This is a genomic window from Chryseobacterium sp. JK1 (assembly GCF_050632815.1).
Taxonomy (GTDB): Bacteria; Bacteroidota; Bacteroidia; order Flavobacteriales; family Weeksellaceae; genus Chryseobacterium.
The window spans coordinates 16,430-42,421 of record NZ_JBODRU010000005.1 but is presented as its reverse complement, the minus strand read 5'-3'; the positions used below and the strand labels follow the sequence as shown (position 1 = coordinate 42,421).

20 protein-coding genes and 3 tRNA genes are annotated in these 25,992 nt (G+C 35.5%); 18 read left to right on the top strand and 5 right to left on the bottom strand.

The annotated features are described in order from the left end of the window. Positions 1–438, top strand: coding sequence for an RNA-binding S4 domain-containing protein (locus tag ACQ76T_RS20675; protein WP_422694826.1), 438 nt, complete (start codon positions 1–3; stop codon positions 436–438). 18 nt (positions 439–456) lie between these two features. Here the strand turns inward: ACQ76T_RS20675 and ACQ76T_RS20670 are convergent, their stop codons facing one another. Further along, positions 457–972, bottom strand: a complete 516-nt coding sequence (locus ACQ76T_RS20670; RefSeq protein WP_431345122.1) for a shikimate kinase — start codon at positions 970–972, stop codon at positions 457–459. Positions 973–1,087: 115 nt separating this feature from the next. Between ACQ76T_RS20670 and ACQ76T_RS20665 the strand changes: the two genes are divergently transcribed. The 3 genes from ACQ76T_RS20665 (at position 1,088) to ACQ76T_RS20655 (ending at position 1,406) form a co-directional block, all read left to right on the top strand. Beyond that, a tRNA-Lys gene (locus ACQ76T_RS20665) sits at positions 1,088–1,160 on the top strand. A 34-nt stretch (positions 1,161–1,194) separates the two neighbouring features. Further along, positions 1,195–1,277, top strand: a tRNA-Leu gene (locus tag ACQ76T_RS20660). Positions 1,278–1,333: 56 nt separating this feature from the next. Next, positions 1,334–1,406 (top strand) — tRNA-Lys (locus ACQ76T_RS20655). A 235-nt stretch (positions 1,407–1,641) separates the two neighbouring features. Here ACQ76T_RS20655 and ACQ76T_RS20650 read toward each other — a convergent pair. Both ACQ76T_RS20650 and panC read right to left on the bottom strand, forming a co-directional pair. Next, positions 1,642–1,824: a transposase gene (locus ACQ76T_RS20650; protein WP_431345121.1), complete on the bottom strand. Its 183-nt coding sequence runs from the start codon at positions 1,822–1,824 to the stop codon at positions 1,642–1,644. 291 nt (positions 1,825–2,115) lie between these two features. Continuing rightward, positions 2,116–2,964 (bottom strand): pantoate--beta-alanine ligase, encoded by an 849-nt coding sequence (gene panC / locus ACQ76T_RS20645; protein WP_431345120.1) that lies wholly within the window; start codon positions 2,962–2,964, stop codon positions 2,116–2,118. Between the two features lie 171 nt (positions 2,965–3,135). Here panC and ACQ76T_RS20640 point away from each other — a divergent pair, with 171 nt between their 5' ends. From ACQ76T_RS20640 to ACQ76T_RS20600, 9 genes are all read left to right on the top strand, one after another. Beyond that, a complete protein-coding gene (locus ACQ76T_RS20640; RefSeq protein ID WP_431345119.1) occupies positions 3,136–3,906 on the top strand; it encodes a glycogen/starch synthase in 771 nt (256 codons plus the stop codon). Between the two features lie 13 nt (positions 3,907–3,919). After that, positions 3,920–5,563: a DUF4270 family protein gene (locus tag ACQ76T_RS20635; RefSeq protein WP_431345118.1), complete on the top strand. Its 1,644-nt coding sequence runs from the start codon at positions 3,920–3,922 to the stop codon at positions 5,561–5,563. A 29-nt stretch (positions 5,564–5,592) separates the two neighbouring features. Continuing rightward, positions 5,593–7,446 (top strand): glutamine--fructose-6-phosphate transaminase (isomerizing), encoded by a 1,854-nt coding sequence (gene glmS, locus ACQ76T_RS20630; protein ID WP_431345117.1) that lies wholly within the window; start codon positions 5,593–5,595, stop codon positions 7,444–7,446. Between the two features lie 108 nt (positions 7,447–7,554). Further along, the gene (gene gldK, locus ACQ76T_RS20625) at positions 7,555–8,976 is read left to right on the top strand and encodes a gliding motility lipoprotein GldK (protein WP_431345116.1); all 1,422 of its coding nucleotides are present in this window, start codon (positions 7,555–7,557) and stop codon (positions 8,974–8,976) included. A 57-nt stretch (positions 8,977–9,033) separates the two neighbouring features. After that, on the top strand, positions 9,034–9,726 hold the full coding sequence (gene gldL, locus ACQ76T_RS20620) for a gliding motility protein GldL (protein WP_422694819.1): 693 nt from the start codon (positions 9,034–9,036) through the stop codon (positions 9,724–9,726). Positions 9,727–9,778: 52 nt separating this feature from the next. Continuing rightward, positions 9,779–11,368, top strand: coding sequence for a GldM family protein (locus tag ACQ76T_RS20615; RefSeq protein WP_431345115.1), 1,590 nt, complete (start codon positions 9,779–9,781; stop codon positions 11,366–11,368). Positions 11,369–11,389: 21 nt separating this feature from the next. Then, positions 11,390–12,328, top strand: a complete 939-nt coding sequence (gene gldN / locus ACQ76T_RS20610; protein ID WP_431345114.1) for a gliding motility protein GldN — start codon at positions 11,390–11,392, stop codon at positions 12,326–12,328. 56 nt (positions 12,329–12,384) lie between these two features. After that, entirely contained in the window at positions 12,385–13,419 is a 1,035-nt protein-coding gene (locus ACQ76T_RS20605) for an NAD(P)/FAD-dependent oxidoreductase (protein ID WP_431345113.1), read from the top strand. 40 nt (positions 13,420–13,459) lie between these two features. After that, the gene (locus ACQ76T_RS20600) at positions 13,460–13,717 is read left to right on the top strand and encodes a SemiSWEET transporter (RefSeq protein WP_431345112.1); all 258 of its coding nucleotides are present in this window, start codon (positions 13,460–13,462) and stop codon (positions 13,715–13,717) included. A 66-nt stretch (positions 13,718–13,783) separates the two neighbouring features. Here the strand turns inward: ACQ76T_RS20600 and ACQ76T_RS20595 are convergent, their stop codons facing one another. Together ACQ76T_RS20595 and ACQ76T_RS20590 are read right to left on the bottom strand one after the other, a co-directional pair. Next, a complete protein-coding gene (locus ACQ76T_RS20595; protein WP_431345111.1) occupies positions 13,784–14,227 on the bottom strand; it encodes an META domain-containing protein in 444 nt (147 codons plus the stop codon). Between the two features lie 39 nt (positions 14,228–14,266). Beyond that, the gene (locus ACQ76T_RS20590; protein WP_422694813.1) at positions 14,267–14,659 is read right to left on the bottom strand and encodes a hypothetical protein; all 393 of its coding nucleotides are present in this window, start codon (positions 14,657–14,659) and stop codon (positions 14,267–14,269) included. A gap of 660 nt (positions 14,660–15,319) precedes the next feature. Between ACQ76T_RS20590 and ACQ76T_RS20585 the strand changes: the two genes are divergently transcribed. The 5 genes from ACQ76T_RS20585 (at position 15,320) to ACQ76T_RS20565 (ending at position 25,767) form a co-directional block, all read left to right on the top strand. Further along, positions 15,320–15,706 carry a hypothetical protein gene (locus ACQ76T_RS20585; RefSeq protein ID WP_431345110.1) on the top strand — a complete coding sequence of 129 codons (387 nt, stop codon included), beginning with the start codon at positions 15,320–15,322 and terminating at the stop codon, positions 15,704–15,706. Between the two features lie 151 nt (positions 15,707–15,857). After that, the gene (locus ACQ76T_RS20580) at positions 15,858–16,940 is read left to right on the top strand and encodes an efflux RND transporter periplasmic adaptor subunit (RefSeq protein ID WP_431345331.1); all 1,083 of its coding nucleotides are present in this window, start codon (positions 15,858–15,860) and stop codon (positions 16,938–16,940) included. Positions 16,941–16,961: 21 nt separating this feature from the next. Beyond that, complete coding sequence (locus tag ACQ76T_RS20575; protein ID WP_431345109.1) at positions 16,962–20,153, top strand: efflux RND transporter permease subunit; 3,192 nt, start codon at positions 16,962–16,964, stop codon at positions 20,151–20,153. Next, a complete protein-coding gene (locus tag ACQ76T_RS20570) occupies positions 20,125–21,585 on the top strand; it encodes a TolC family protein (protein ID WP_431345108.1) in 1,461 nt (486 codons plus the stop codon). Before ACQ76T_RS20575 ends, ACQ76T_RS20570 begins: the two co-directional genes overlap by 29 nt. 702 nt (positions 21,586–22,287) lie before the next feature. Next, on the top strand, positions 22,288–25,767 hold the full coding sequence (locus ACQ76T_RS20565) for a hypothetical protein (RefSeq protein WP_431345107.1): 3,480 nt from the start codon (positions 22,288–22,290) through the stop codon (positions 25,765–25,767). Positions 25,768–25,992 lie beyond the last annotated feature (225 nt).

Sequence of the window (25,992 nt, the reverse complement as noted above, 5' to 3'; positions counted from 1 at the left end):
ATGAGAATAGATAAATTTTTATGGAGCATTCGTTTTTATAAGACAAGAAATATTGCAGCAGAGGAAATTAAAAAGAATAGAGTTTCTATAGGAACGTCTGCCGTAAAGTCATCTAAGGAGGTAAAAGAAGGAGATGTTATTAAAATCCGCAAGAATCAGATTGATTATAAAATAAAGGTCATTCAGATCCCCAAAAGCAGAATAGGAGCCAAACTCGTCTCACTTCATATACAGGATGTGACAGATAAAGAGCAGTACGAATTGCTGAAACTTCGCAAAATGTCACAAGATTACTATAGAAATAAAGGAGAAGGAAGACCAACCAAAAAAGACAGAAGAGAAATGGATGAATATGTCGGAAACGATGTGGATGCCGATTTTACAGATTGGGATGATTTCTTTGGAGAAACAGAAGGTGAAGAGGAAAACGAAGATTAAAATGAAAATAAAAAAGCTCTAGAGATAGAGCTTTTCTATTATTTCGTTCACAATGTCTTCCGGTTCTCTAGAATCTGTCCCCACACTGAACTGTGCTTTGCTGTAGAATTGATTTCTTTCAAACAGATGCTTCGCAATGAATTCCGGCAGATCCTCCTCCGATATATTGGCAATCAAAGGTCTTTTTTCTTTCTGTTTAGAAAGTCTTTCCGCCAAAGTACCTACAGAAGCTCTAAGAAAAATACTTCTTGAACTATGATTGATAATCTCCATATTATTATAATACACTGGAGTACCACCACCAAGACTTAAAACTACATTCTCTTTAGAAGCTAATATTTCTTCCAATGCTTCTCTTTCCAGCTTTCTAAAGTAAATTTCTCCCTTTTTTTCGAAAATTTCAGGAATTGTTAATTTATTTCGTCTGGAAATCTCTTTATCAAGATCAATAAGGTTGAAATTGATTTTTTCGCTTAATATTTTGGAAATGTGAGATTTGCCACTTCCCATGTATCCGATCAATGAAATTACCATGAATTTTTTTTAAACAAATTTGCGAAAAAGTTTTGAGATAAAGAAAAAAGTCATATCTTTGCACCACTTAAAACAAGGGACATTACTTAAATGAAAACTTGTTGTGTAAGTGGCCGACTCGGTAGCTCAGCTGGTAGAGCAATACACTTTTAATGTATGGGTCCTGGGTTCGAATCCCAGCCGGGTCACTAGCAATAAAAATTACGATAATGTAGTTTTATTGCCTGCGTGGTGAAATTGGTAGACACGCCATCTTGAGGGGGTGGTTTCCTAAGGATGTGCTGGTTCGAGTCCAGTCGCAGGCACTGCAAAGAAAAATTTTATAATTAATATTGAAATTTATTTCATTTTAATTGTGGCCGACTCGGTAGCTCAGCTGGTAGAGCAATACACTTTTAATGTATGGGTCCTGGGTTCGAATCCCAGCCGGGTCACAAGTTTACTGAAAAGTAAATTTTTTTCATATTAATATTTTGTGATTTGGTGTTTCAAAGGCTTCCTTCAGGAGGCCTTTGATTTTTTATATCATCTGAGATTATTTGGTTTTCATGGATCAGGTTTAAAAGTTGGTGGCTAAGCAAAAAGCTGAGTTAATCTGAAAATAAAAAATGTTCTATCCTTTATTCCTCTAAGTTGCATTCTTAAGTTTTTGATTTTAGTATTAAAAGATTATGCAGCCGAATTTGTACTTCTTTTGTCAAAATAGTTTAGAATATCTTTGTAATGATGTATTATAGTCTTCTTTAAAATGGAAAATGATTCAAAATCTGCTTCTTCCATATTTCTTAACCAATGCGCCAGCTTGGTCATCGCTACAGATTTTATTCCCCACAACTTTTGCGATTGATCCATTTTTTAGTCGCAAAGAAGATGATTCAAATGTTTTATTTTAGGAAGCAAAGAAATGCGACCTTGTCGCTGAAGAAGCTAAGTGGATATGTATTTGCTTAGAAAGGATCAATCTCATTGATTCCATGCTTTGCTCCTTTGAAAATATGAGATAAGAGGCTAAAAACTTTGCGTTAAATTAAATTCCATAAATACAATATTTTTCCCCAGCTTTTGAGACTGATCCGTTTTCATACAAGATGAAAAAAACTCTGACGTTGCCATCAGAGTTTGTATAAGGATATATTTTTATTTTTAGTCTAAGTGCATATTGTCAATTAATCTCACACCATCTACAACAACTACAATAAAGGCTCTGAAATTTCTGTCTTTGTAGAAGAAATCTGTTTCCTGTAATGTGTTTTCATCAGCAATTAAGAAATATTCAAGCTGCATTCCCGGCTGATCATCAAAAATATCAGTCACTCTATCTTTAATTTCCGGAATAGTAACGGTACGAAACCAATCGTTTACTTTTTGTAATGTTTCAAAAATAATTTTAGAAGCTTCTTTTCGGTCTTCATGAAGTCTTTGGTTTCTTGAGCTTAGCGCAAGTCCGTTTTCAGCTCTGTAAATAGGAACTCCTATTACTTTTACCGGAAGGTGCTTTTTATCAACCATTTTTCTGATAATAGCAAGCTGTTGGAAATCTTTTTCACCAAAATAAGCATGATCGGGCTGCACTTGCCTGAAAAGTTCTTCTACCACAGTTCCCACTCCATCAAAATGTCCAGGTCTTGATTTTCCCTCCATTTCATTTTCCAATCCTTCAAAATCATAGACTTTACTTTCTGCTTTTTCAGGGTAAATATCTGCAACCTCAGGAATATAAACAGCATCTACCAATCCCGAATTTTCTAAGATCATAATGTCCCTATTGATGTCTCTGGGGTATTTTTCGAGATCTTCAGCATTATTGAACTGAGTAGGATTTACAAAAATTGAAGAAATAACAAGGTCATTCTCCTTTTTTGCTTCTTCGTACAGAGAAAGATGGCCTTTGTGTAAAGCGCCCATGGTAGGGGCGAAACCGATTCTTTTCCCCATTTCTTTCTGTCTTTCAATGAAATCCTGAAGGACTTTCCTGTTTCTTATAACTTCCATAGTTTATTTTAATACTATTTCAAAAATACTAAAAATATCACACAATAATATGTGTTTTTAATAATTTGGAAAAGGGAATTTTCGTAAAAAAATGTTAATTAAAATAATGTTGGATGTTTTTTTGTAATTTTGCACATTAAAGCATTTTTACAAAAATTAGATAGAAAGTTTATGCCGAATCAAAAAATACTGTACATTACTACAGAGATGTATCCATATCAGGAAGATACAAATATGGCTGCAGTGGTAAACAAAATGGCACTTAAGATGCACAATGAAGGCAATGATGTAAGAGTTTTTATGCCAAGATTTGGACAAATAAGTGAGAGAAAGTTCCAGCTTCATGAGGTAATTCGCCTTTCAGGAATGAATATTATCATCAATGATCTGGATCAGCCTCTAATCATTAAAGTAGCGTCGCTTCCGGGGGAAAGACTTCAGGTTTACTTTATAGACAACGAAGAATACTTCAAAAGAAAACAATATTATTTCGACGATGAAGGAACACCTTTCGATGACAATGACGAAAGAGCAATTTTCTTTGCCAGAGGAGTAATTGAGACTATCAAGAAGTTGAATTGGGTTCCGGATGTGATCCACTTAAACGGATGGATGTCTTCTTTCGTTCCAATTTACCTTAAAACATATTACGAATCAGATACTTATTTCAAAGACGCTAAAATTGTACTTTCTCTATACAATGAGAAAGACGCTGATCTGGATAAAAAGATTGATGAAAAGCTGCAGTTTGATAATATTTCAGGATTAAAAGCGTTAGATAACCCTACAATCAAAAGTTTTGTTATCGAAAGTATGAACTATGTAGATACAGTAGTAAAAGGAGATGAGTTCCTGGATGAAGATCTGGATAAAGCCTTCAATGAAACAGCTACCCAAAAATCAGAATATCTGGACATAGATTCTATAAATCAACTTTATTAAAAACACATTTTTAATGACTCATACTCTTAAAAGGACCTTCGCCATGCTTTTATTGGCGATTTTCGGAAGTACACTCCTTTATAACTGTGAACCTGATGCAGATTCTCTGGGACAGCAGCTATTTGATAATGATGCTGCGCAGGGCACTATGATTTCTTACCCTATTATTGCTTATAACTACAATAATAATGACTCAATCAGAAGTGATGCATCAAGACTTATTAGCGGATATGATGCTAGTGGAGGAATTTTATCAACAGGTGTTCTTGGGGCTTTTACTGAAACCCAGTTTGGAATGCAGAGAGCATCTTACATTACGCAGCTAAGAATGCCGACGGATAACTATGATTTTAACGGAGCTAATCCAAAAGTGGATTCTGTTGTTTTGGTACTGAGACCACCTGCAAATACTACTACGAATACTTACTTTTTTGAACAGGATTCATTAAAAACGAGTACGTATGAGAAAAGTGATTTTCCAGTAAACGGTGAAAACATTGCTGTTTCTATTGAAAAGAAAACGTACCCGGTTCGTAAATATGGTAAAATTGGAGGAATCTCCAAAGCCATGAAGATCAACGTTCAGGAGGTTACTACTTTCATAGACCCAACTGATGATAAATTCAATCGTTCTAATGCAGATATAAGTACTGGTGAATTATTAGGATCAGGAGTATTCAACGGAGACGTTAGTGCTTTAAATATTACAAAAAAATCAGACGGATCAAGCGTTTTCACAGGAAATCTTGGATTTAGAATACCATTAAGCAATAAAGATTTCTTCCAGACTCATATTTTGGATAAAAAAGGAAAGCCTGAACTTCAGGATGCTTCCAACTTTATCAGATATTTCAAAGGAATCAAAATTTCCGTGGACGAAACAGACCGTTACCTTTTCCAGTTCTCTCCTAATGATCTGGAGCTGATTATGTATTATAAATATGATAAAGATGATAACGGCACGATAACAAGGCCACAAACAACGCTTAAGTTCAACTTAGGATCTGCTAATGCTCACATCGGAAAATATGAATATAACAGAGCCGGAAGTCCAGCGGAAAAAGCTGTTTCAATGAGTAACAAGGACGGTGGTGATGCGAGAATTTTTGTTCAGGGAATGGGTGGACCTTCTGCAGGTGTTAGAATTCCGGATGAAATTATTGGAAAACTTAAAACTGAATTCCAAAATAATAAAATAGGAATTCTTTCTGCTACGATCAGGTTATTTGTAGATCCTGCTTTAAGCTGGGTAAATAAAAACTCAACAGAAGACCGCAGATTTACCATTGTACCGATTAAGACGAAAACAGGTAGTACATTACTTGACTTCTCTTCTTTCTCAGACGATACAAAAGCTGGTCTTTCCCTGTATTATTATAACAAAACTCCTGAATACTACGATTTTGTAGTGACCAAAACAGTTAAGGATATTGTTGAAGGTAAAACAGAAAAAGACGCTAATAATAATGATGTACCAGTAGTGAACAGACCTTTCTATATCAGTTTAGGATCTTTTGTAGGAAATGCATCTGGAACTCCGCTTGGAGCTCTTAGAACTACAAGAGCTTTTGATATGAACAGAGTTGTTCTTATCGGAACAGAGAGCTCGAACGCTAATAATGTTCAGCTGAAGGTAACTTACGCTACAAAAAAATAAAACACGATAAACACAAGACAAAATACAATATGTGCGGAATAGTAGGATATACAGGTTTTCAAGACGCTTACGAAATAGTAATCAATGGTCTTAGAAGACTGGAATATAGAGGATATGACAGTGCCGGAATTGTTTTAGAAGGTTCAGAAAATAAATTTGAAGTAGAAAAAACAAAAGGAAAAGTAGAGGATTTGGTGAATATCTCTAAAAACTTGAAAGGAACAGCCAAAATAGGAATGGGCCACACACGTTGGGCTACTCATGGGGTTCCAAGTGATAGAAATTCACACCCGCATTTGTCAAATAATGGAAAAATAGCAATCGTTCATAATGGTATCATAGAAAACTATGATACCATTAAGACCATGCTTAAAGAAAAAGGATTTACTTTCAAATCAGAAACCGATACTGAAGTACTGGTAAACCTTATTCAATATTTTATGGATCTTAATCCTGAGATTGATTTCCCTACAGCAGTAAGATACGCTTTGAATGAAGTATACGGAGCATATGCTATTACTGTGCTTCACGAAGATTATCCTGGAGTATTGGTGGTAGGAAGATTAGGATCTCCTTTAGCAATAGGAATTGGTGATAAAGAATACTTTATCGCTTCCGATGCTTCTCCATTCGTAGAATTTACAAAAGAAGCCATCTATCTTGAAGAAGGACATATGGCAACCATTTCTCTTGAAAATGGAGTAGATATCAGAACGATCAACGAAAATTCTAAGATTGAGCCGGAAATTCAACAGCTTAAACTTAGCCTGGAGCAAATAGAAAAAGGAGGTTTTGAGCATTTCATGCTTAAAGAAATTTTCGAACAGCCAAAATCTGTGCACGATACCATGAGAGGTAGACTTCTTGTAGACGAAGGTGTCATTAAGATGGCCGGAATCTGGGATCATGTTGAAAAATTCAAAAATGCTAACAGGATTATCATTATTGCTTGTGGTACATCATGGCACGCAGGTCTTATCGGAGAATATCTGATTGAAGAATATGCAAGAATTCCTGTAGAAGTAGAATATGCTTCCGAATTCAGATACAGAAACCCAATTATCACAGATAAAGATGTTGTTATTGCAATTTCTCAGTCAGGAGAAACAGCGGATACAATGGCTGCCTTAAAGTTGGCAAAAGAAAAAGGTGCATTTATATATGGTATATGTAATGTAGTGGATTCTTCCATTGCCAGAATTACAGATGCGGGTTCATATACTCACGCAGGTCCTGAGATTGGGGTGGCTTCAACAAAAGCATTTACAGCACAGCTTACCATTCTTACCTTGATCGCTTTCAAATTAGGAAAACATAACGGTAATCTGGGGAATGCTGAATTCATGTGTTTAATTTCCGAGCTTGATGCAATTCCTAAAAAAATTGAAGAAGTTCTTAATGCAACTCACGAGCTGACTCAGAATATTGCCAAAGATTTCGTAAAAGCAACCAATTTCCTTTATTTAGGAAGAGGATACAATTATCCTGCAGCTTTGGAAGGTGCTCTTAAATTAAAAGAAATTTCCTATATCCATGCAGAAGGATATCCGGCAGCAGAAATGAAGCATGGCCCTATTGCTTTGATTGATGAAAATATGCCTATCGTAATTATAGCTCCGAAGAAAGGACACTATGATAAGATTGTGAGTAACGTTCAGGAAATTAAAGCAAGAAAAGGTAAAATTATTGCTGTCGTTAATAAAGGTGACCGTCAGGTAAGTGAAATGGCAGATTATGTTATTGAAATTCCTGAAACGTCAGAATGTTTCTCTCCAATCGTTGCTTCCGTACCTCTACAACTGCTTGCTTACTACATTGCAGTATATAGAGGAGCCAACGTAGACCAACCGAGAAACCTTGCAAAATCTGTAACCGTGGAATAAAAAGTTGTTGTAAATAAAATAAATTTAGATTTCTTCCGTTATTTCAAAAAAAATCTTAAAAGTTTCTTAAAAAAATTATATATTTACGGCTTAATTATAAAAATTAACATGAAAAGGATATTTCTTTTATTATTGTCTGCGTCAGTAGCATCGGTATCTTGTTCAGGTGGTGGCAGCTCTTCTGTAGGGAAGCCTGGAACAAAAGGAGAATTGATACCAAGAGAAAAAACGAAATCATTTGTTGCGGAAAGACCATACGGAATGGTCGCAATTCCTGCAGGTTCATTTGTAGCTGGTCTGGCAGATCAGGATCCTACAAATACTCCTGAAAAAGCATCATTGAAGACCGTGACTGTTTCTTCTTTCTTCATGGATGAAGCAGAAACTACCAATGCAGAATACAGATTATTTATCAACTATGTAAGAGATTCTATCGCTAGAACTTTACTCGCTGAAGCTGCTGGAGAAGGTGGTGACGAAGGCGGCCGTAAAGGAGCAGCTATAGGTGACTATGCATACCTTGCTAAAAAAGAAGAAAACTTAACACCTTATCAAGAATATATGGAAGGCCAGGGTGGCCGAGAAGACGGAGGATATGATGCAAGCAAAAAATTAGATTGGAAAATTCCTTTACACTGGAGTACGACGAAATATCCAGATGTAGAATACGCAGAAGTTTTAGAATCTATGTATCTGCCTTCTTCTTCAAGAATTGGAAACGAAAGAATTTTAGACGTAAGTAAGCTGAAATATACGTACCGTTGGGGAGATATGGATGCTGCTGTAGCAGATAACGAAAGGGGAGCTAACTACCTGAAAAGCGAAAGTATCGCGATTTATCCTGATACAACTGTTTGGGTGAAAGATTTCCACTTTGCTTACAATGAGCCATTGTTTGAACAGTATTTCTGGCACAAAGCTTACAAGAACTATCCTGTAGTAGGTGTTACCTGGGATCAGGCAAGGGCTTATTGTAACTTCAGATCTAAATTGAAAACAGATTACAACGAAAGTTTAAAAAGAAAAAAACAAAAACCATTAGTGTTCCGTCTTCCAACAGAAACTGAATGGGAATATGCTGCAAGAGGAGGTATGCAAAATGCTACTTACCCTTGGGGTGGTCCATATTTAATGGATGACAGAGGTTGCTACTTAGCGAATTTCAAGCCTAAGAGAGGTAACTATATGGAAGACGAGAAAAAAGGTACTTATACATATACAGCTCCAGTTAAGAAATTTAAGAAAAATGGATATGGGTTATTTGATATGGCTGGAAACGTTTCTGAATGGACATTATCTTCATATAACAACTCTTCATACGGATTCTCTTCTACATTAAATCCTTCTACTAAAGATAAAAAGGATACGAAGAAATCAGTGAGAGGTGGATCTTGGAAAGACATAGGATATGCCCTAATGACAGGTGCTAGAGACTGGGAAAGAAAAGATTCAGCAAGAAGCTATATCGGATTCAGAACTGTACAGGATATTCCTGAAGCAGCAGTTAAGCCAAGAAGAGTTAACAGATAATCTCGAACAATTATTTTTCAATACAATTTTATTTAACATTAAAAAAACTAACTCAATATGTTTAAGACTAAAGACGCTTGGATGAATTTCTTCTATTCATTCGGGGCTGCAATTGTAATTCTTGGAGCTTGGCTTAAAATTACTCACATTACCTTGGGACCCATTAACGGTAACATTGCTCTTACCGTAGGACTTATTACTGAGGCGATTATCTTTATCATTTTCGCATTCGACCCTCCAAAAACTGAAGAGTCTTATGCTTGGGAAAATGTTTATCCTGAACTATTGGATAAGCACGCTCATCCAAACCCATTACATTCTAATGTAACAACTAAAAATACAAACGCTCAGTTTGCTGAATTAGAAAACTCTCTTTCTAACAAATTGGACAAAATGCTTCAGGATGCTAAATTAGACGTTCAGTTATTCGACAGATTAAGAACAGGAATTGATAAATTCTCAAATTCTGTAGATCAAATCAACCAAACTGTTGACGTTTCTGCTTCTACACACAAATATAACGATCAGCTAAACAAAGCTGCTCAGCATATGGAAAGTATGAATGCTTTATATGCAATGCAACTTGAAAATGGTAAAAAACAATCTGAATTTGCTAATAAGTATGTAGCTGATATGCAGAAATCTGCAGAACAGTCTGAAAAATTCAACCAAGAACTACAAGGTTTAACATCTAATCTGAATAACTTAAATAGAGTTTATGGTGGTATGCTAACTGCTATGAAGTCTTAATTCCTAACCATTTCTAAATTTAACTACTTAATCAAAAAACAAAGAACAGAGAATGGCACAAGGAAAACAGACCCCTCGTCAAAAGATGATCAACCTAATGTATTTGGTGTTCATCGCGATGATGGCCCTAAATATTGATGCAGAGATCATCAGATCATATTATGATTCTACAAGAGCGTTAAATGAAACAAGAACTTTAACAGAAAAGAAGAACGAAAAGATTTTTGAAAGAACACTGGAAGCTAAAGCTCAACAGGTTCCGGATACATATGCTCAGCCTTGGGAACAGTACAAAGTATTGAAAACCAAAATTGATGCATTGGTAAAATCTGCTCAGGACATCAAAGATCTGTTAAAGAAACAATCTGAGTTTCATGATAAAGACAAAGATGGTAAAGATATTGACGTAAGTGAAAATTTTGCTGCACTTAACAATAACGAAGCTACCACTGAGTATTTCTTCAAAGAAGGCGATGAAAATACTCCTTCAAAAAATGCGCTTGATCTAAAAGCTAAAATTGATGATGTTAGAAACTATATCAATGCTACTTTTGGTTCAAACGAACAACTTAAAGATTTAGTTGAAAGAGCTAATAAGTCTCTTATTGCAGAATATCCTAAAGGAAAATCTCCAAATGAAAAGACTTGGTTCCAAAATAAATTTTATCATCAGCCACTTATTGCTGCGATCTCTAACTTAGAGATTATCCAAAATGATGCCAGAAATGTACAATCTGATGCATTGGCATTGTTACTTCAGGAAAAAGTGGATGCAAGTATCAAATTTACAAGCTATGAGCCAATTGTTTCTGGACCTACAGATATTCAGGTTGGTAAGCAGGCTGAAATAAAAGTAATGTTGGGTACTTACTCTAACAGTAATAAAATTAATATTTCTGGAGTAAGCAAGCAGGAAAATGGTAAAGGTATCATTGCAATTTCTGGTGCTGGTATCGGAGAGCATAAGCTGGGAGGTACTATTACATTAACAGATGCTACAGGCAAATCTCAACCTTTCCCTTGGACGCACACTTATAATGTAATTGCAGGACCTAGAGAAGTAAAACTTGAAAAAGGATTATTACTTTCTGCTGATAAGATGAATGTAATGTATAGAGGACTTGAGAACCCTGTATCAGGATCTATCCTGGGTGCAGATAACTCTAAGCTGTCTCTATCCGCTCCTGGAGCTTCTGTAAAGAGTCTTGGTGGAGGAAAATGGAGTGTAAAACCTACAACAGGTTCAACAGTTAAATTGACATTATCTGGAATCGATCCTTATGGAAAATCAGTATCTCAGGTATTTGAATATAGAATCAAGAATGTTCCGCCACCACAAGGTCAGATGAGAGGACAGAATGTATTGTCGATGCCGGCAACTTCTATTCCTAACCAGACTGTACAGGCAGCTATCCCTGATTTCGACTTCCCGGTATCATTTACTGTAACTCAGTTCATGGTAAGAGTTCCTGGTAGAGCAGCATTGCTTATCCACGGTAGTTCACTGGATGACGCAGCAGGATTAGTGAAAAATCTTAGAACAGGTGATGTAGTTTCTATCTTTGATATTAAAGCTACAGCTCAGGGTCTGGAAGGACAAACACTGAAAAACATTACTCCTATAATTATTAATGTTCAATAGGACTAAAAATTGTAAGTTATTATGAAAAAATATATTAGCACCCTTTTAGTATTAGTTTCGGGATTTGCCTTTTCCCAGACTATTCTAAACGCTTCTTCTCCGGAAGAGTTTAGACAGATGAGAGCGGACAACAAACAAAAAGTTGGTGATACTATTATAGATAAAACAGTAAAGCCTCTTGAATACGGATTTGTTGAAGATAAAGACATCCTTAAGAGTATGTTTGTTTGGGAAATCATTGATATGAATGATAAGATCAACCAGCCATTCTATTATGACAACCCGGATGGTCTTCTTTCTAGTCCTACAAGATCTCTATATCAATTATTATTAGATGCTGCTTTGACTGGTAAGATAGAGCAGGTGTATGATGATGAAAACTTTACCGTAAAGCTTTCTCCTGAAGGAATTCAGAAGAGATTGGAAAAAGTGATCATCAATGATGCTGCTATTGATATCTTAAACTCAGGAAGACAGCTTACTGATGCTGAAAAGAAACAATATACCGACGTATTTAAGACCACTACTGATAAAGTAAAAGTTCTTAAAATAATGGGTATGTGGTTCATTGATAAGAGAGATGGACAGATGAAATACAGACCTCTTGGTCTTGCTGCTATGGGACCAGATCCTGCAGTACAAGGTGTTATCGGTCCAGATGGAAAACCTATCGCCAGTAATGATGAACTTATCGATCTATTCTGGATTTTCTATCCGAATGCGAGAGATATTTTAGCGAATAATTATGTTTTCAATAGAAAAAACTCTTCTGCTGATTTATCTTTTGATGATGTCATCAATGCGAGAAGATTCTCTTCTGTTATCTATAAATCTTCAAGCGGTTTAGGAGACGGGACCATCAAAGATTATGTTCCTAAAGATGCTGATGATCAGTTAGAAGAAAGCAACAGAATCAAAGGATTAATTCTTGAAATGGAAAATGATATGTGGAATTACTAAATTTCACTTGATATTTATACAAAACCTGAGTATTTTTACTCAGGTTTTTTTTTATTATGAAAAATGTAGATTATATAATTGTAGGAGACGGATATGCAGGGCTTTTTCTTGCCCACCAGCTCATTAAAAATAATAAATCGTTTGTGGTTTTTTCTGAAGGAAGAAAAAGTGCTTCGCAGATTTCTGCCGGTATCATCAACCCGGTTGTGCTTAAAAAATTTACCACATTTTGGAAAGCACAGGAACAAATTGATTTCCTGAAAGAGAGTCTGAAGCAGATAGAATCTTACACAGGAGAGAATTATTTGATCAATGCGCCTATCCACAGGATTTTCCACGACGAAAATGAGCAGAATCTTTGGCTGAAAAAATCAGAAAAGGATGATTTATTCAACTTTCTTGATAAAAATTTTGATCATTTAAATATAGTAAAAAACGATTATTTCACGGGAAAGGTGAATCAGTCTGCCAGACTTGATGTTAATGGATTTTTTGCAGGTCTATTCGATTTTTTTGAAAAAAATGATCATTTGGTAAAAGAAAGATTTGATTATACCCAATTGAACCCGTCAGAATTATCTTACAGAGATTTTATATTCAAAAATATTATTTTCTGTGAAGGGATGGCAGTGAAAAATAATCCTTATTTTTCCGAAGTAATGGTAAATCCCAACAAAGGTCATCATATCAAAGTAAGGCTTTCGGAACCGATTCCTGAAAATATAACTATTAAAAAGAAACACTTCTTATTTCCAACCGGAAACGGACTTTATTTCTATGGAGGAACCTATGATAGAGAGCAGCTTCATCACCAGGTTGATGAATCGGCAGTAGCGCAACTGGTTAAAGGACTTTCTGAATTCTATCCCTACGACTTTGAGGTGGAAGAAGTGCATTTTGGTTTCAGACCAACCGTAAAAGACAGAAGGCCTATCATTGGAAGACACCAGGAATTTGAAAATCTATATATTTTTAACGGAATGGGGGCCCGCGGGATTCTTAATGGCTGCTATTTTGCAAGAGATTTATACAGATTTATAGAAGACGGACTTCCGCTGCACGAAGAAGTTTCTTTGAGCAGATTTCAGTGATAGTGTACTTAGACATTCAATTTTAAAAAATGTATAATGTATGGATGTGAATATTTTGGGAATTATAGCCGGAATTCTTACTTCTGTTTCTATGATCCCACAACTTGTAAAGGTAATTAGAGAAAAAGATGTGAAGGATATTTCACTATTAATGCTTCTTGTTCTTATTTCAGGATTATCACTTTGGGTGTGGTATGGCTTAGAAAAAGATGAACTTCCCATTATATTGTCGAACGCATTTGCCGTTCTTGTCAACCTTAGTTTACTGACGTGCTATATGATTTACCATAAAAAATGATCAGCATCAGATAAAAAAAAGACGCCTTATTTACAAGGCGTCTTTATATTTTTAGGGTAATAAATATTATTCAAGAACAAATTTAGCTAAAGGAGCCATTCTTGCTTTATTTAAAGTTAATGTATTCCCATTTACAGAATAATTATCTGCGGCAAGAATTGCTTTGGTAAACTGGTTTTCAATGTCCAGATCCTCACATGCCATCATCGTAGACATTCCCTGATTGAATTTAATTCTCATCACTTCAGGTTTAATCTCAAAAGTTCCTCCTAAACCATTGCATCCCGCATTCCCTTGATATCTCATTTCTTTCATATCTAATTTAAAATAAGGATTGCCTTTAGGATTTTTTGCATGGACAGGTTTTCCATAAAGCTCAGTGAGTTTCCAGGTTTTTCCTGTAATATCTGTATCTGTTGTTGCTTTCGGTGCCGTAGCTTGAGGTTTACAAGAAACTACAAGAAATGTAGCGAGAACAAGTGCTGATAAATAATAATAAAAGCTTTTCATAATTGTTATTTTAAAAAATGAATATTGACGTACGGTATGCTAATATGATGCCATTTTAGCGGGGCCAGACTCTTTTTTTGCCTGTTTAAGATGGAAGAGCACCATGTCGACATTTTTCTTTAAGAAGGAGATATTTCCCTTAATTTCAGAGTATTGATATTCTTCATTTGAGGCTGTATATTCAGGTAAAGCGTCACTTTTTTTGAGGTCATAAGTTTTGCCGTTTAAATGTACCGTTGCCGTGTTTTTAGTATTGTTGATGATAACTTCTATTTTTTCTCCATAGCTATCTACATAGATGTTTTTAGAAATGTCATCAGTGTTTTCCGGAGCAGCTGCTGTAATTACTTCTGCTTCTTTTCCCGGATGTTTACACGCTGTTAAGGAAAGAATGGTAAGCCCCAAAAGAACTGGTGTTAATAATTTTTTCATAGTGATAAGTGATTTTAAAGTGTTTCATGAAATGTGGTGTTAATACTATATAAATTTACGAATATTTTTAATAAATATATGTTAATTTTGCATAAAATAATAGTGTTTCGGCTAAAACTGGCTGTGGCAGGTCATTTTTAGAAACCATTTTTCAAGAAAACAAAAAGTATAATTAAAGTAAGGGATTTGTGATAGAGAAAGCTAATGGTGTTTTTTTAACCTTCTTATTATCAATAGAATCAATGGTATTTTTTTCTTTTTTCATGTGTTGTGTATTTTCTCTGCAAAAATAATTTTAAAATAGGAGAATAACAATACGCCTATGTTAATAATGTGAAATCATGATAAAGTTTAATTGTTATACTTTAAATTTTCCCATAAAGTAGAATTATTTCCAAATAAAATTTCGAAAATAGGCATGGAGAATGTCGAAAAAAGCAACACGGTCTTAAGTTTCATGTCCCGTGACCTCTGAATTTGAGTCCGTTTTTTTATATTTTGTAAAATTCCAACATTACCGGATTTGAGCTTAAGTCCTTTTAACACAGGGAAATTTCAACATCCGCAATATTTCTTTATTCAGGTAATTTAAAGGATAGTTAAATTTTGTTAATCTACTATGATAATATCATAAACTGGGCGTACATTTGCGACTTCAAAATGAGAAACTTTATAGTATACTTTTTAACGGGTCTTTTTCTGCTGTTTGTAGTAGAAAGCAGACTCAACGTTAAAACCCTTCGTAATGACTATAATGGTCATGTTTCTCACAATATGCCCAAAAGAGCGAACCGTCTGAATCAGACTTTTGAAAAACTTTCGGTTCAGCAGATAGCAGATAATGTAGACAATTCCACTTTAGAACTTGCAGAAAATGATTTTCAGTTGTCTGAACTTATTCAGACGGTTGCTGTTTTCGCTGTAGTTTTCAGTCTTGTCTATATTTTTGGACTAAAAAATAATAAACGTTTCAGACCCGATATCCGAGGTTTTGTTTTAGGCTATGTAGCCAAAAGATTTATTCTGATCCGTTCCATTAGAATTTAATAATTTACTTTTTCATTGATTGTCTGTCTGATCTTTTCAGGTGGAAATACCCTGCGTTGTGTATGTTGGTAATCTTCACACTGCAAAACCTCTTCATTACCAAATATTCCTATTCAAAACATTAACGATTTATAAAAACTCTAGAATTATGATAAAGAGAGTTATTTCGGGAATTGCACTGAGTGCCCTTTTATTGGCAGTTAGTTGTAACCAGAAAAAAGAAGAAAAAGAGGAAGTTACCGTGTACCCGGTGACGTCTCCTGTAGTGATGGATACCGTCATCAACAAAGAATATGTTGCTCAGATTCAATCTGTAAAAAACATTGAACTAAGAGCCCAGGAAAAAGGGTTCCTGGAAAAAATCTTTGTAGATGAAGGTCAGTATGTACATGCAGGTCAGACTTTATTCAGAATTATGCCTAAACTGTATCAGGCAGAATTATTAAAAGCAAAAGCTGAAGTAGAGCAGGCCTCTATCGAGCTTAGAAATGCCAGTACATTGGCAGGAAACAATATCGTTTCTAAAAATGAAAGAGCGATGGCAAAAGCTAAGCTGGATGCTGCCAATGCAGAAATGAAACTGGCGCAGATTCACTTATCTTTTACAGATATTAAAGCCCCTTTTTCAGGAATTATCAATAGAATTCCTTTGAAACTGGGAAGTCTTATTGACGAAGGTGATCTACTTACTTCATTGTCGGATAACACAAGTATCTATACATACTTCAATGTTTCTGAACCTGAATATCTAAGCTATCAGACTCATGTGGCAGACAGAGGAAGCAATCAGGTTTCCCTGATCACCGCTAATGCTGAAATGTATAATCAGAAAGGTGAAGTGCAGACAATTGAAGGAGAATTTGACAATGAAACAGGAAACATTGCTTTCCGTGCTAAATTCCCGAATCCTGATAAAATTCTTAGAAACGGAGAAACGGGAAAAGTACAGATGGCAATACCAGTGCATAATGCATTGATTATCCCACAAAAAGCAACATATGAAATCCAGGATCAGAAATATGTGTTTGTTGTTGATAAATCCGGAAAAACGAAGTCAAGAAACATTAAAGTAGCTTATGAACTTCCCGATCTATACGTGGTAGGATCAGGAATCACAAAAGGAGATCAGATTCTTCTGGAAGGGGTTCAGAAAGTGAAAGACGATCAGACGATCAAAACAAAATTCCAGGACCCTAAAAAAGTTCTTCAATCATTGAAATTAAAAGCAGAGTAGTGGCCTCTAAAGTGAAGAAATATGTTTAAAAAATTCATTCGCAGACCAGTTCTGTCCATAGTAATCTCATTGATTATTGTGTTTATGGGAATATTGTCATTGGTAAAACTTCCGGTGACGCAGTTCCCATCCATTTCTCCGCCTAAAGTAAATATTACTGCAGAATATCCGGGAGCCAACAACGAGCTGTTAATCAAATCTGTGGTCATTCCATTAGAAAGAGGGCTTAATGGAGTTCCGGGGATGAAATATATGACCTCCAACGCAGGTAACGACGGAGAAGCCGCTATTCAGGTAGTATTTGACCTTGGTACGGATCCTAACGTTGCTGCCGTAAACGTTCAGAACCGTGTATCTTCGGTAGTGAATAAACTTCCGCCACTGGTTGTACGTGAAGGGGTGAAAATTACCCGTGAGGAACCTAACATGTTGATGTATATTAACTTATACAGTGATGATCCTAAAGCCGATCAGAAATTCCTTTTCAACTATGCAGATATCAACGTAATGTCTGAATTGAGAAGGGTAAGTGGAGTAGGTTTTGCCGATATCCTGGGAACCAGAGAATATGCTATGCGTATCTGGCTTAAACCGGACCGACTTACTGCTTACAGTATTTCAGCTGATGAAGTAATGGAAGCTCTTAACGAGCAGAGTTTGGAAGCTTCACCGGGTAAAACAGGAGAAAGTTCCGGAAAAAGAGCACAGTCATTTGAATATGTATTAAAATATCCGGGACGTTATAATAATGAAAAAGATTACGGAAACATTATCCTGAAAGCAAAGCCTAATGGAGAATCCGTAAGGCTGAAAGATGTTGCAGATATAGAATTCGGAAGTTCAATGTATGATATCTATTCTACTTTGAATGGAAAACCATCTGCCGCAATTACCGTAAAACAATCCTATGGTTCCAATGCAAGTGATGTTATTAAGAACGTAAAAACCTTAATGTCAACTCTTGAGAAAAATAACTTCCCTAAAGGAATGCATTACGAGATCAGCTATGACGTTTCCCGATTCCTGGATGCGTCTATGGAAAAAGTAATACATACCCTATTTGAGGCATTTGTATTGGTAGCAATCGTGGTATTCCTTTTCCTTGGAGACTGGCGTTCTACCTTGATTCCTGCATTAGCGGTTCCCGTATCATTAGTCGGTACTTTTGCCGTAATGTCCGCATTTGGAATTACCCTGAACATGATCTCGCTTTTTGCGCTTGTGATGGCGATCGGGGTGGTCGTAGATGACGCGATTGTAGTGATCGAAGCCGTTCACGCCAAGATGGAGGAAAAACATCTTTCCCCACTTAAAGCAACGGAAGAAGCAATGCATGAGATCAGTGGAGCAATTATCGCAATTACTTTGGTAATGGCCTCTGTATTTATTCCGATTGCCTTTATGTCGGGTCCTGTTGGGGTTTTCTACCGTCAGTTCTCTATTACAATGGCTTCGTCCATTATCCTTTCAGGGGTTGTGGCACTTACATTAACGCCGGCATTATGTGCTTTAATCCTAAAAAATAATCACGGAAAAGCTAAAAAGAAAACTCCGGTTACTATTTTCCTTGATAAATTCAACAATATATTTACAAAAGGAGCAGGGAAGTATGAGAAAATGTTGAATAAAACGGTTACTAAAAAGACAATTACGTTACCGTTACTATTAGCTTTCTGTGCATGTACCTACTTCCTGAGTAACTCTCTTCCATCAGGATTTATCCCTGCAGAAGACCAGGGGATGATATACGCGATCATTCAGACTCCACCGGGGTCTACCCTTGAAAGAACCAACCAGATTGCCAGAGAACTTTTAAGAGAATCGGAAGGAATTGATGGAGTACAGTCCGTTTCCTCACTGGCAGGATATGAAATTCTGACAGAAGGTACAGGATCCAACTCAGGAACCTGTCTGATCAACCTTAAAAGCTGGGATGAACGTAAAGAATCTGCAGGAGAAATCATTGAAAAACTGGAAGATAAAGCGAAGAATATTCCGGGAGCTAATATTGAATTCTTCCAGCCACCTTCCGTTCCGGGATATGGAGCTGCCGGTGGTTTCGAACTTCGTTTGCTGGATAAAGCAGGGAGTGGTGATTATCACAAAATGGAAAAAGTAAGTAACGATTTTGTGAAGGAACTGAAAAAACGTCCGGAACTGGGGTCTGCATTTACCTTTTACTCTGCGAGTTTCCCACAATATATGCTTAGAATCGATAATGACCTTGCAGAACAGAAAGGAGTAACCATTGAAAAAGCAATGGATAACCTTTCAACATTAATTGGTTCCAACTATGAGACGAGTTTTATCCGTTTCGACAGACCTTATAAAGTAATCGTTCAGGCTGGTCCTCAATACCGTGCACTCCCAAGCGATCTGTTGAAACTATATGTTAAAAATGATAAAGATCAGATGGTTCCGTATTCAGACTTCATGAGACTTGAAAAAGTATACGGTTTATCCGAGATGACGAGACATAATATGTACAACTCCGCCCAGGTGAGTGGAACTCCGGCACCGGGTTACAGTAGTGGACAGGCCATTAAAGCTATTCAGGAAGTGGCAGATAAAACCCTTCCAAGAGGATTCGGTATCGACTGGGCAGGTATTTCCAAAGATGAAGTAAGCCGTGGAAATGAAGCTGTATTTATTTTCCTGGTATGTTTAGGATTTGTATATCTGATTCTTTCCGCACAATATGAAAGTTTCATCCTTCCGCTTCCGGTTATTTTATCACTTCCGGTAGGTATTTTTGGAGCATTCTTATGCCTGAAACTTCTAGGATTGGAAAACAACATTTACGCGCAGGTTGCCATGGTAATGCTTATTGGGCTTTTAGGTAAAAATGCCGTATTGATCGTAGAATTTGCTGTTCAGAAGAAAGCTGAAGAAGGTATCCCTGTAAGACAGGCAGCTATTGAAGGAGCGGCAATCCGTTTCCGACCGATTTTGATGACTTCTTTCGCATTCATCGCCGGGTTGATTCCTTTAGTTATAGCTACAGGACCGGGAGCTGTAGGAAACAGAACCATCGGAACAGCAGCAGCTGGAGGAATGCTTGTAGGAACAATCTTCGGGTTGATGATTATCCCAGGACTGTATTATATCTTCGGAACTATTGCTGACAAATCCAAATTGGCAAAATATGAAGAAGAAAATCCTTTAACAGAACAAACTGAACCTTATGAACACGATGGAAAATTCGAAGACTAAAAATATAATCACAGCCATTGCCTTATCGCTTGTTCTCGCAAGCTGTAAGGCGCCAATGGCGACCGTCATAAAAGACGAGGTAAAAGAAAATATACCTCAAAACTTCAATCAGGAAGAACAGCAGCAGGACGCTAACAATAATAGCGGAACAACTCCCTGGAGACAGTTTTTTACTGATCCAAATCTGGTAAGCCTTATTGAAACTGCTTTAAAGAATAATCAGGAACTTTTAATCACTCTTCAGGAGATTGAAATTGCCAAAAGTGGCGTTTTAGCTAAAAAAGGAAGACTGACACCTACTGTTTCTGCGGGAGTTGGAGCAGGTCTTAGAAAAGCAGGCCGTTATACCAGTGAAGGTGCAGGTGATGCCACTACAGAAATAGAACCGGGAAAAGCAATGCCCGATCCACTTGGGAATTTTGAAGCAGGGTTAAATGCCAGCTGGGAAATTGATATCTGGAAAAAACTCAGAACCGAAAAAGAATCTGCAGTAGCTCATTATTTATCAACAGTGGAAGGGAAAAACTTTGTACTGTCTAACCTTATTGAAGAAGTTGCAGATAATTACTATGAACTACTAGCTTTGGATAATCAGTTGGATATCATACAGCAGTACATTAAGCTTCAGCAAAAGGCATTGGAAATTTCCAAAATCCAGAAAGAAGCTGCTGCTGCTACAGAATTAGCTGTAAAAAAGTTTGAAGCAGAACTGGCAAAATCTAAAGCATCAGAATACACGATCCGTCAGCAGATTACTGAAAAGGAAAACGAAATTAATGCTTTACTGGGAAGATATCCTCAACCTATTATCAGAGCAAAGGAAAATTTTATGTCAACAATTCCGCAAACGGTATATACAGGAATTCCTTCACAATTGTTGGCTAACCGCCCTGATATCAAACAGGCGGAACTGGAATTAAAATCTTCAAAACTTGATGTAGAAGCAGCAAGAAAAGAATTTTATCCTTCTCTTGAAATTTCTGCAACGTTGGGGTTGGAAGCTTTTAAGCCTTCATACCTGGTGAAAATGCCTGAATCTATTGCTTATAACCTGGCAGGAGAGTTAGCTGGGCCGCTAATCAATAAAAGTGCCATAAAAGCTAATTTTCAAACGGCAGACGCGAAGCAGATTCAAGCATTATACGAGTATGATAAAACAATTTTGAATGCTTATCTGGACGTTGCGAACCTGATGTCTAAAGTGAAGAATATAGATCAGTATTATCAATTGAAATCTCAGGAAACGAAAGCTTTGGATCAGTCAATTGATATTGCCAATCAATTGTTCCGAAACTCCAGAGCTGATTATCTTGAAGTTCTTTTAAACCAGAGAGATGCATTGGATGCTAAACTGGAACTGATAGAAGCAAAGCAGAAACAGCTGAGTACAGTAGTCGATATCTATAAGAGTTTAGGCGGCGGCTGGAAATAAAGAAATATCATAATTCAATCAATAAACAGTTAATGTTTTGAGGGTTGGCTCTTCGGAGTTGGCCCTTTTTTATTGTGTCATGTTTTGGCGCTGTATTGTGGCAACTTTGTTGAGAAATGATTAATTCATAAAAATCCCAGATGAATGGATTTAAAAGCGCTTTTCTTCGTATTGATTTCTTATCAAAATTATTTTAGAAATTTTTTATTATGAAATAACACTGTGTGTTAATTATTTACATTTTATCTCTCAATTATTCTGATTTTTTTCAATCATATTTTATAATACGACGAGTTTTGGCGTTGTCCGAAAATACTTTTGTGATGTAATAAAAATACAAACATCATGACAACATTCATTCAAACACTCGATTGCTTCATTAAGAAGAAAAAAACACAATTTACTAAGATCAATAAACTAATTTTTAACCATTTTTTTAAATCACGTTCATGAACTAAAGTGATTCTATTCACTAGATGAATACCTGTGTATTTAAAATAACCAAACAATCAAAAAAAATATGAAACAACACAAAAACACCCAATTTTTAACCTTACAATGTACCTGCCTTTCTTGCAGAGATTACATGTAAATTTTGATAATAACATAATGAAGTTATTACAAAAACACACTTCAATGAATTTCGGAATTGGGAATTTATTGAATATAAATAATTTTTTTTAATTTAAAAGTCTAGAACAAATGTCAGAAAATACAAAGAAACCATATTCTTATTTTTTTACAGACTTATCATTATTTAATCAAATTTCCACTGATAAAGCCTTTGGACCGGTAGACACTAATACATTTCAGGTTACTACAAAATTTAAAGGAGCTTCACCTGCTTATGCCGTTACTGATGGCCTTTTATTCTTTGCAAAATGTGGAAATTCTGATCCTAATAAGATTAATATTTTACTAAAGCCAACCAAAGATGTAGGTTTAGGCTTTAAAATCAAATACTTCGTTTATAGAGGAATCGATAAAAGAGACTTCTTTTCTAAAGTATCAGGAGCTGATGTAGTGAACCCTTCAAGCCCATTACCATTTGTTAGCAGTGCATGGGATACTTATGTTGAATTTTATGGATCATCAGATGACTTTAAAGCAAGTAAGCTTGGTCTTGATGTTTCAGGAGTCCCTATACAAGATATTCTAAAGATGTTTTATCCTAAAGACAGCTATAACTTATTATATATCGATGGCGGAAAACAAATCGGGAAATTTTTAACAGATGCAGGTGGCTTTGAAATCGTTTTGGATGAAGGAGATTTTATTCAGGCAAATCCGGATACAGGACTTGTTTTTGATAAGGATTTTGCTGAGGCAGAAGAATGTATTTTAAAAGCAGATGGTCCCAACGCTACAAGCTATATTTTTGGAGGGAACATTGGGGGAGCCGGTAAAGCAAAAGTCTTTAAAGAAAATGTTTATAAGTTTATTGATCCTGCTGCTTTTTATGGAATACATTCTAAAGATATTTACTATGATGATAGCTCTTCTGTTGAAACTGGGATTAGAACGAGTACAGGAAATAAATTCAGCCTTAGTACCGAGATATATTCAAATATAATCAGCAAATTTACTAATAAGGATAAAATATATTTTTATATAAAAAATAGCCTTAATAGAAATATTCAGTTTTATAATGGTAATAATGAAATTAGGATAAATGCGGTAGCAGAAAGTTTGATAACTCCTACTTCAGAAAATAAATCAAAAGGATGGCCGATTATAATTTATGAAGATAAAATGAGTATTACTTTACAAATCAGATACGGTCTTAAAAGTAATATGCATAGCAATCTTACATTTAAGTCGAATAATCCTAGAATTAATAGTAATATTATATCTGATTCGGTATCGGTTTATAATATGGTTTTGCCTAAAAAAGATACTACTACGAACAAAATCTTCACAAGTCTAATTTATATAACTCAGGATAGCAATGATTATGATCTGGATCGTGTTTTTGGACCGGTAACATTAGATACAATATTTGAAGAAGCCGATTTTAGTGATGGTAAATATAAATTTGGATGGGTAAATCATCTTAGAAACTTACTGATAAGAAAAGGCAGCGAACTAGCAGTATATAATACAAAAGTTATTTTAGATTCTACAAGTGGTATAGCTGCTGATAAGAAATTAAGAACATTTCTTGTAGCGCCTGTTGATTCTTCTATTCAAAACAATGCTTCATTTACTGAGAAAATAGATGCGAAATATATGACCTCAGGATATCTAAAGGAGGCTGTAGGAAGCTCTTCAGATTTTTGTAAAAAAGTATTGGGACAGGAGAATGCAGAAATATGGAGGGGAGAAATAAAAGATGGAACTGCTTCGCCTATTAACTCTCTAGTTTTTAGAAAAGAGGAAAATATTGATAATCACCCTGTATTTATGTTAGGATTAACAGATCAGGATTTTGCTACTTTGAAAGTTTCTTTACCTGCTGATGCTACTAATGTTTTTATAAAACTAGGACCAAATGTGGCAGGAGCTAATGAAAGCTTACAGTTTGCTAAATATAATGCTGTGTTATCATATGATGATTCGTCAGGAATCAGAACAGATAATTCTGGAACTGTAGTATTTTACTCTGTTGATAATCAGTCTTTTTTTACTAAACTGTATTCAACTAATTTTCCAAATGAATTTTGTAATGAATTTGCTGACATTACAGTAGATTTCAGGCCACAAAATAGATGGATGCAATATTTCAATTATCCTTTGCAGTCTACTAAAACAGTACTAGGATTACCCTCAGTATTCTATGGTTTAGATTGGCTAAGAAAAGGAGATAGCGAAAGAAAAGGAAAATCAGGAGATACGGTGGATCCTGCAACTAATAATTTACGTTATAGAGTAGCAGAAGAGTTTAAAGTGGATGCTTCTCCATCTCCCATATACAATCAGACAGTTAATAATTTCTTTGAAACTGTTTCTTATAATGCTTCGGGAGAGGGACCTTATACAGCTGTTCCGAAGAAAGATTTATACGTGAATGTAAAAGGAATGTATAGAGTGATTCCGGTAAAATGGAAACTGAAAGAAGGTGCATTATTTTCAGGATTTAATACAACTCAAACAGAGCCTGGTAATAATTATGATAAAGATTATGCACCAAGTTGGTTGAACATTCCCAGAGAAGGAAGTACTAATCCGAGTATAACACTTAGACTCAAGGTAAGATTAAAGAGTTCTCGTCCAAAAACAGATTTAAAGTTATGCTTTGATCAAAAATTTTTTAAAATTAAAGCCTTAGGAAGTTTAACAGGAACAGCGCTTGCTGCAAATACTTCTAGAGAGAAGCTAAGTTTGGTAAATGTAGGGCGGGGAAGATCTATGGATGACGAAATAGGAGTGGTGAAATTTAAACCTAATGATTTACCTACAGGAACTACAACATCACCATCTAATATGACCTGGATGGATCTCGAATTAGAAAATATAGCTCCCATAACACAGTTGAGTATTATAAGTGTTTGGTCCAATGATAAACTAGCTGGAAAAATGTATGTGGTACCTAATCAAAACCTAACTAAAAAGAGAGTACTTATCATAAAAGTAAAAGATGTCAGTGAAACGGTTAAAGGGACTTATGATAATAATGAAATAGAGATTATGAAGAAGTTTGCTTTACAATCGAATATTCTGCTTGAAACAAATATTCATACTGATGAATTGAAATTCTATAATAACTCTACATTTAATAAGTTCAAAGATTCAACTGGGTCCATGATTGACTATAAAAATAAACAAGATAACCAGACATTTTCTGAATTCTTAAAGAAACAAATTCCTGCTGGATATGAAAATGATGTTGTTGCATTTTATTTTAGTCTTAAGGCGATCGAAAGTGGAGTATTGGGACACACTTATGTAGATAATGGAATAATTTGTATGTTTAACAATAATAATAAATATACATCATCTTATACAACAAATTATTTTTATGCATTAGCACATGAATATCTGCATAGCCAAGGAGTATCACATTCTTTTTCTGGTTTGGAGCCAGGAACACCTGATGCTTTACTGACGTTTGCAGGAGGAACCACCAATAATGTAATGGATTATAATAATGATGAATCCGATGCTGTAACATTTAAATTTATACAGAATTCATTCTTCTGGCAGTGGGCTATTGCCAATAAATATTCCAAAAAAAATACATAAAAAAATGTAATATAAAAAAATTATAAGCAATACTATTATTAAGAAGTAAATAAACATAGCCAGTACTTTCATTGTAGAGTAAAAATAGGAAGGAAGACTATTACTTAGATCAAAAAGTATATTTCTCTGGTATTATTAAAATAGTACTATTTCTAGTAAAGCGGATAAAGGATTTTATATTATAAGCTATAACATTGATTTAAAAACAGAATATTTCATTCATAA

What these genes read in the sequence shown, in the direction of transcription:
- ACQ76T_RS20575 (WP_431345109.1), top strand. Translation starts at nt 16,962, where the DNA reads ATGTTTAAAAAATTCATTCGCAGACCAGTTCTGTCCATAGTAATCTCA.
- ACQ76T_RS20585 (WP_431345110.1), top strand. Translation starts at nt 15,320, where the DNA reads ATGAGAAACTTTATAGTATACTTTTTAACGGGTCTTTTTCTGCTGTTT.
- gldK (WP_431345116.1), top strand. Translation starts at nt 7,555, where the DNA reads ATGAAAAGGATATTTCTTTTATTATTGTCTGCGTCAGTAGCATCGGTA.
- ACQ76T_RS20670 (WP_431345122.1), bottom strand. Translation starts at nt 972, where the DNA reads ATGGTAATTTCATTGATCGGATACATGGGAAGTGGCAAATCTCACATT.
- ACQ76T_RS20615 (WP_431345115.1), top strand. Translation starts at nt 9,779, where the DNA reads ATGGCACAAGGAAAACAGACCCCTCGTCAAAAGATGATCAACCTAATG.
- glmS (WP_431345117.1), top strand. Translation starts at nt 5,593, where the DNA reads ATGTGCGGAATAGTAGGATATACAGGTTTTCAAGACGCTTACGAAATA.
- ACQ76T_RS20590 (WP_422694813.1), bottom strand. Translation starts at nt 14,659, where the DNA reads ATGAAAAAATTATTAACACCAGTTCTTTTGGGGCTTACCATTCTTTCC.
- ACQ76T_RS20565 (WP_431345107.1), top strand. Translation starts at nt 22,288, where the DNA reads ATGTCAGAAAATACAAAGAAACCATATTCTTATTTTTTTACAGACTTA.
- ACQ76T_RS20600 (WP_431345112.1), top strand. Translation starts at nt 13,460, where the DNA reads ATGGATGTGAATATTTTGGGAATTATAGCCGGAATTCTTACTTCTGTT.
- ACQ76T_RS20605 (WP_431345113.1), top strand. Translation starts at nt 12,385, where the DNA reads ATGAAAAATGTAGATTATATAATTGTAGGAGACGGATATGCAGGGCTT.
- gldN (WP_431345114.1), top strand. Translation starts at nt 11,390, where the DNA reads ATGAAAAAATATATTAGCACCCTTTTAGTATTAGTTTCGGGATTTGCC.
- panC (WP_431345120.1), bottom strand. Translation starts at nt 2,964, where the DNA reads ATGGAAGTTATAAGAAACAGGAAAGTCCTTCAGGATTTCATTGAAAGA.
- gldL (WP_422694819.1), top strand. Translation starts at nt 9,034, where the DNA reads ATGTTTAAGACTAAAGACGCTTGGATGAATTTCTTCTATTCATTCGGG.
- ACQ76T_RS20675 (WP_422694826.1), top strand. Translation starts at nt 1, where the DNA reads ATGAGAATAGATAAATTTTTATGGAGCATTCGTTTTTATAAGACAAGA.
- ACQ76T_RS20570 (WP_431345108.1), top strand. Translation starts at nt 20,125, where the DNA reads ATGAACACGATGGAAAATTCGAAGACTAAAAATATAATCACAGCCATT.
- ACQ76T_RS20640 (WP_431345119.1), top strand. Translation starts at nt 3,136, where the DNA reads ATGCCGAATCAAAAAATACTGTACATTACTACAGAGATGTATCCATAT.
- ACQ76T_RS20650 (WP_431345121.1), bottom strand. Translation starts at nt 1,824, where the DNA reads ATGGATCAATCGCAAAAGTTGTGGGGAATAAAATCTGTAGCGATGACC.
- ACQ76T_RS20635 (WP_431345118.1), top strand. Translation starts at nt 3,920, where the DNA reads ATGACTCATACTCTTAAAAGGACCTTCGCCATGCTTTTATTGGCGATT.
- ACQ76T_RS20595 (WP_431345111.1), bottom strand. Translation starts at nt 14,227, where the DNA reads ATGAAAAGCTTTTATTATTATTTATCAGCACTTGTTCTCGCTACATTT.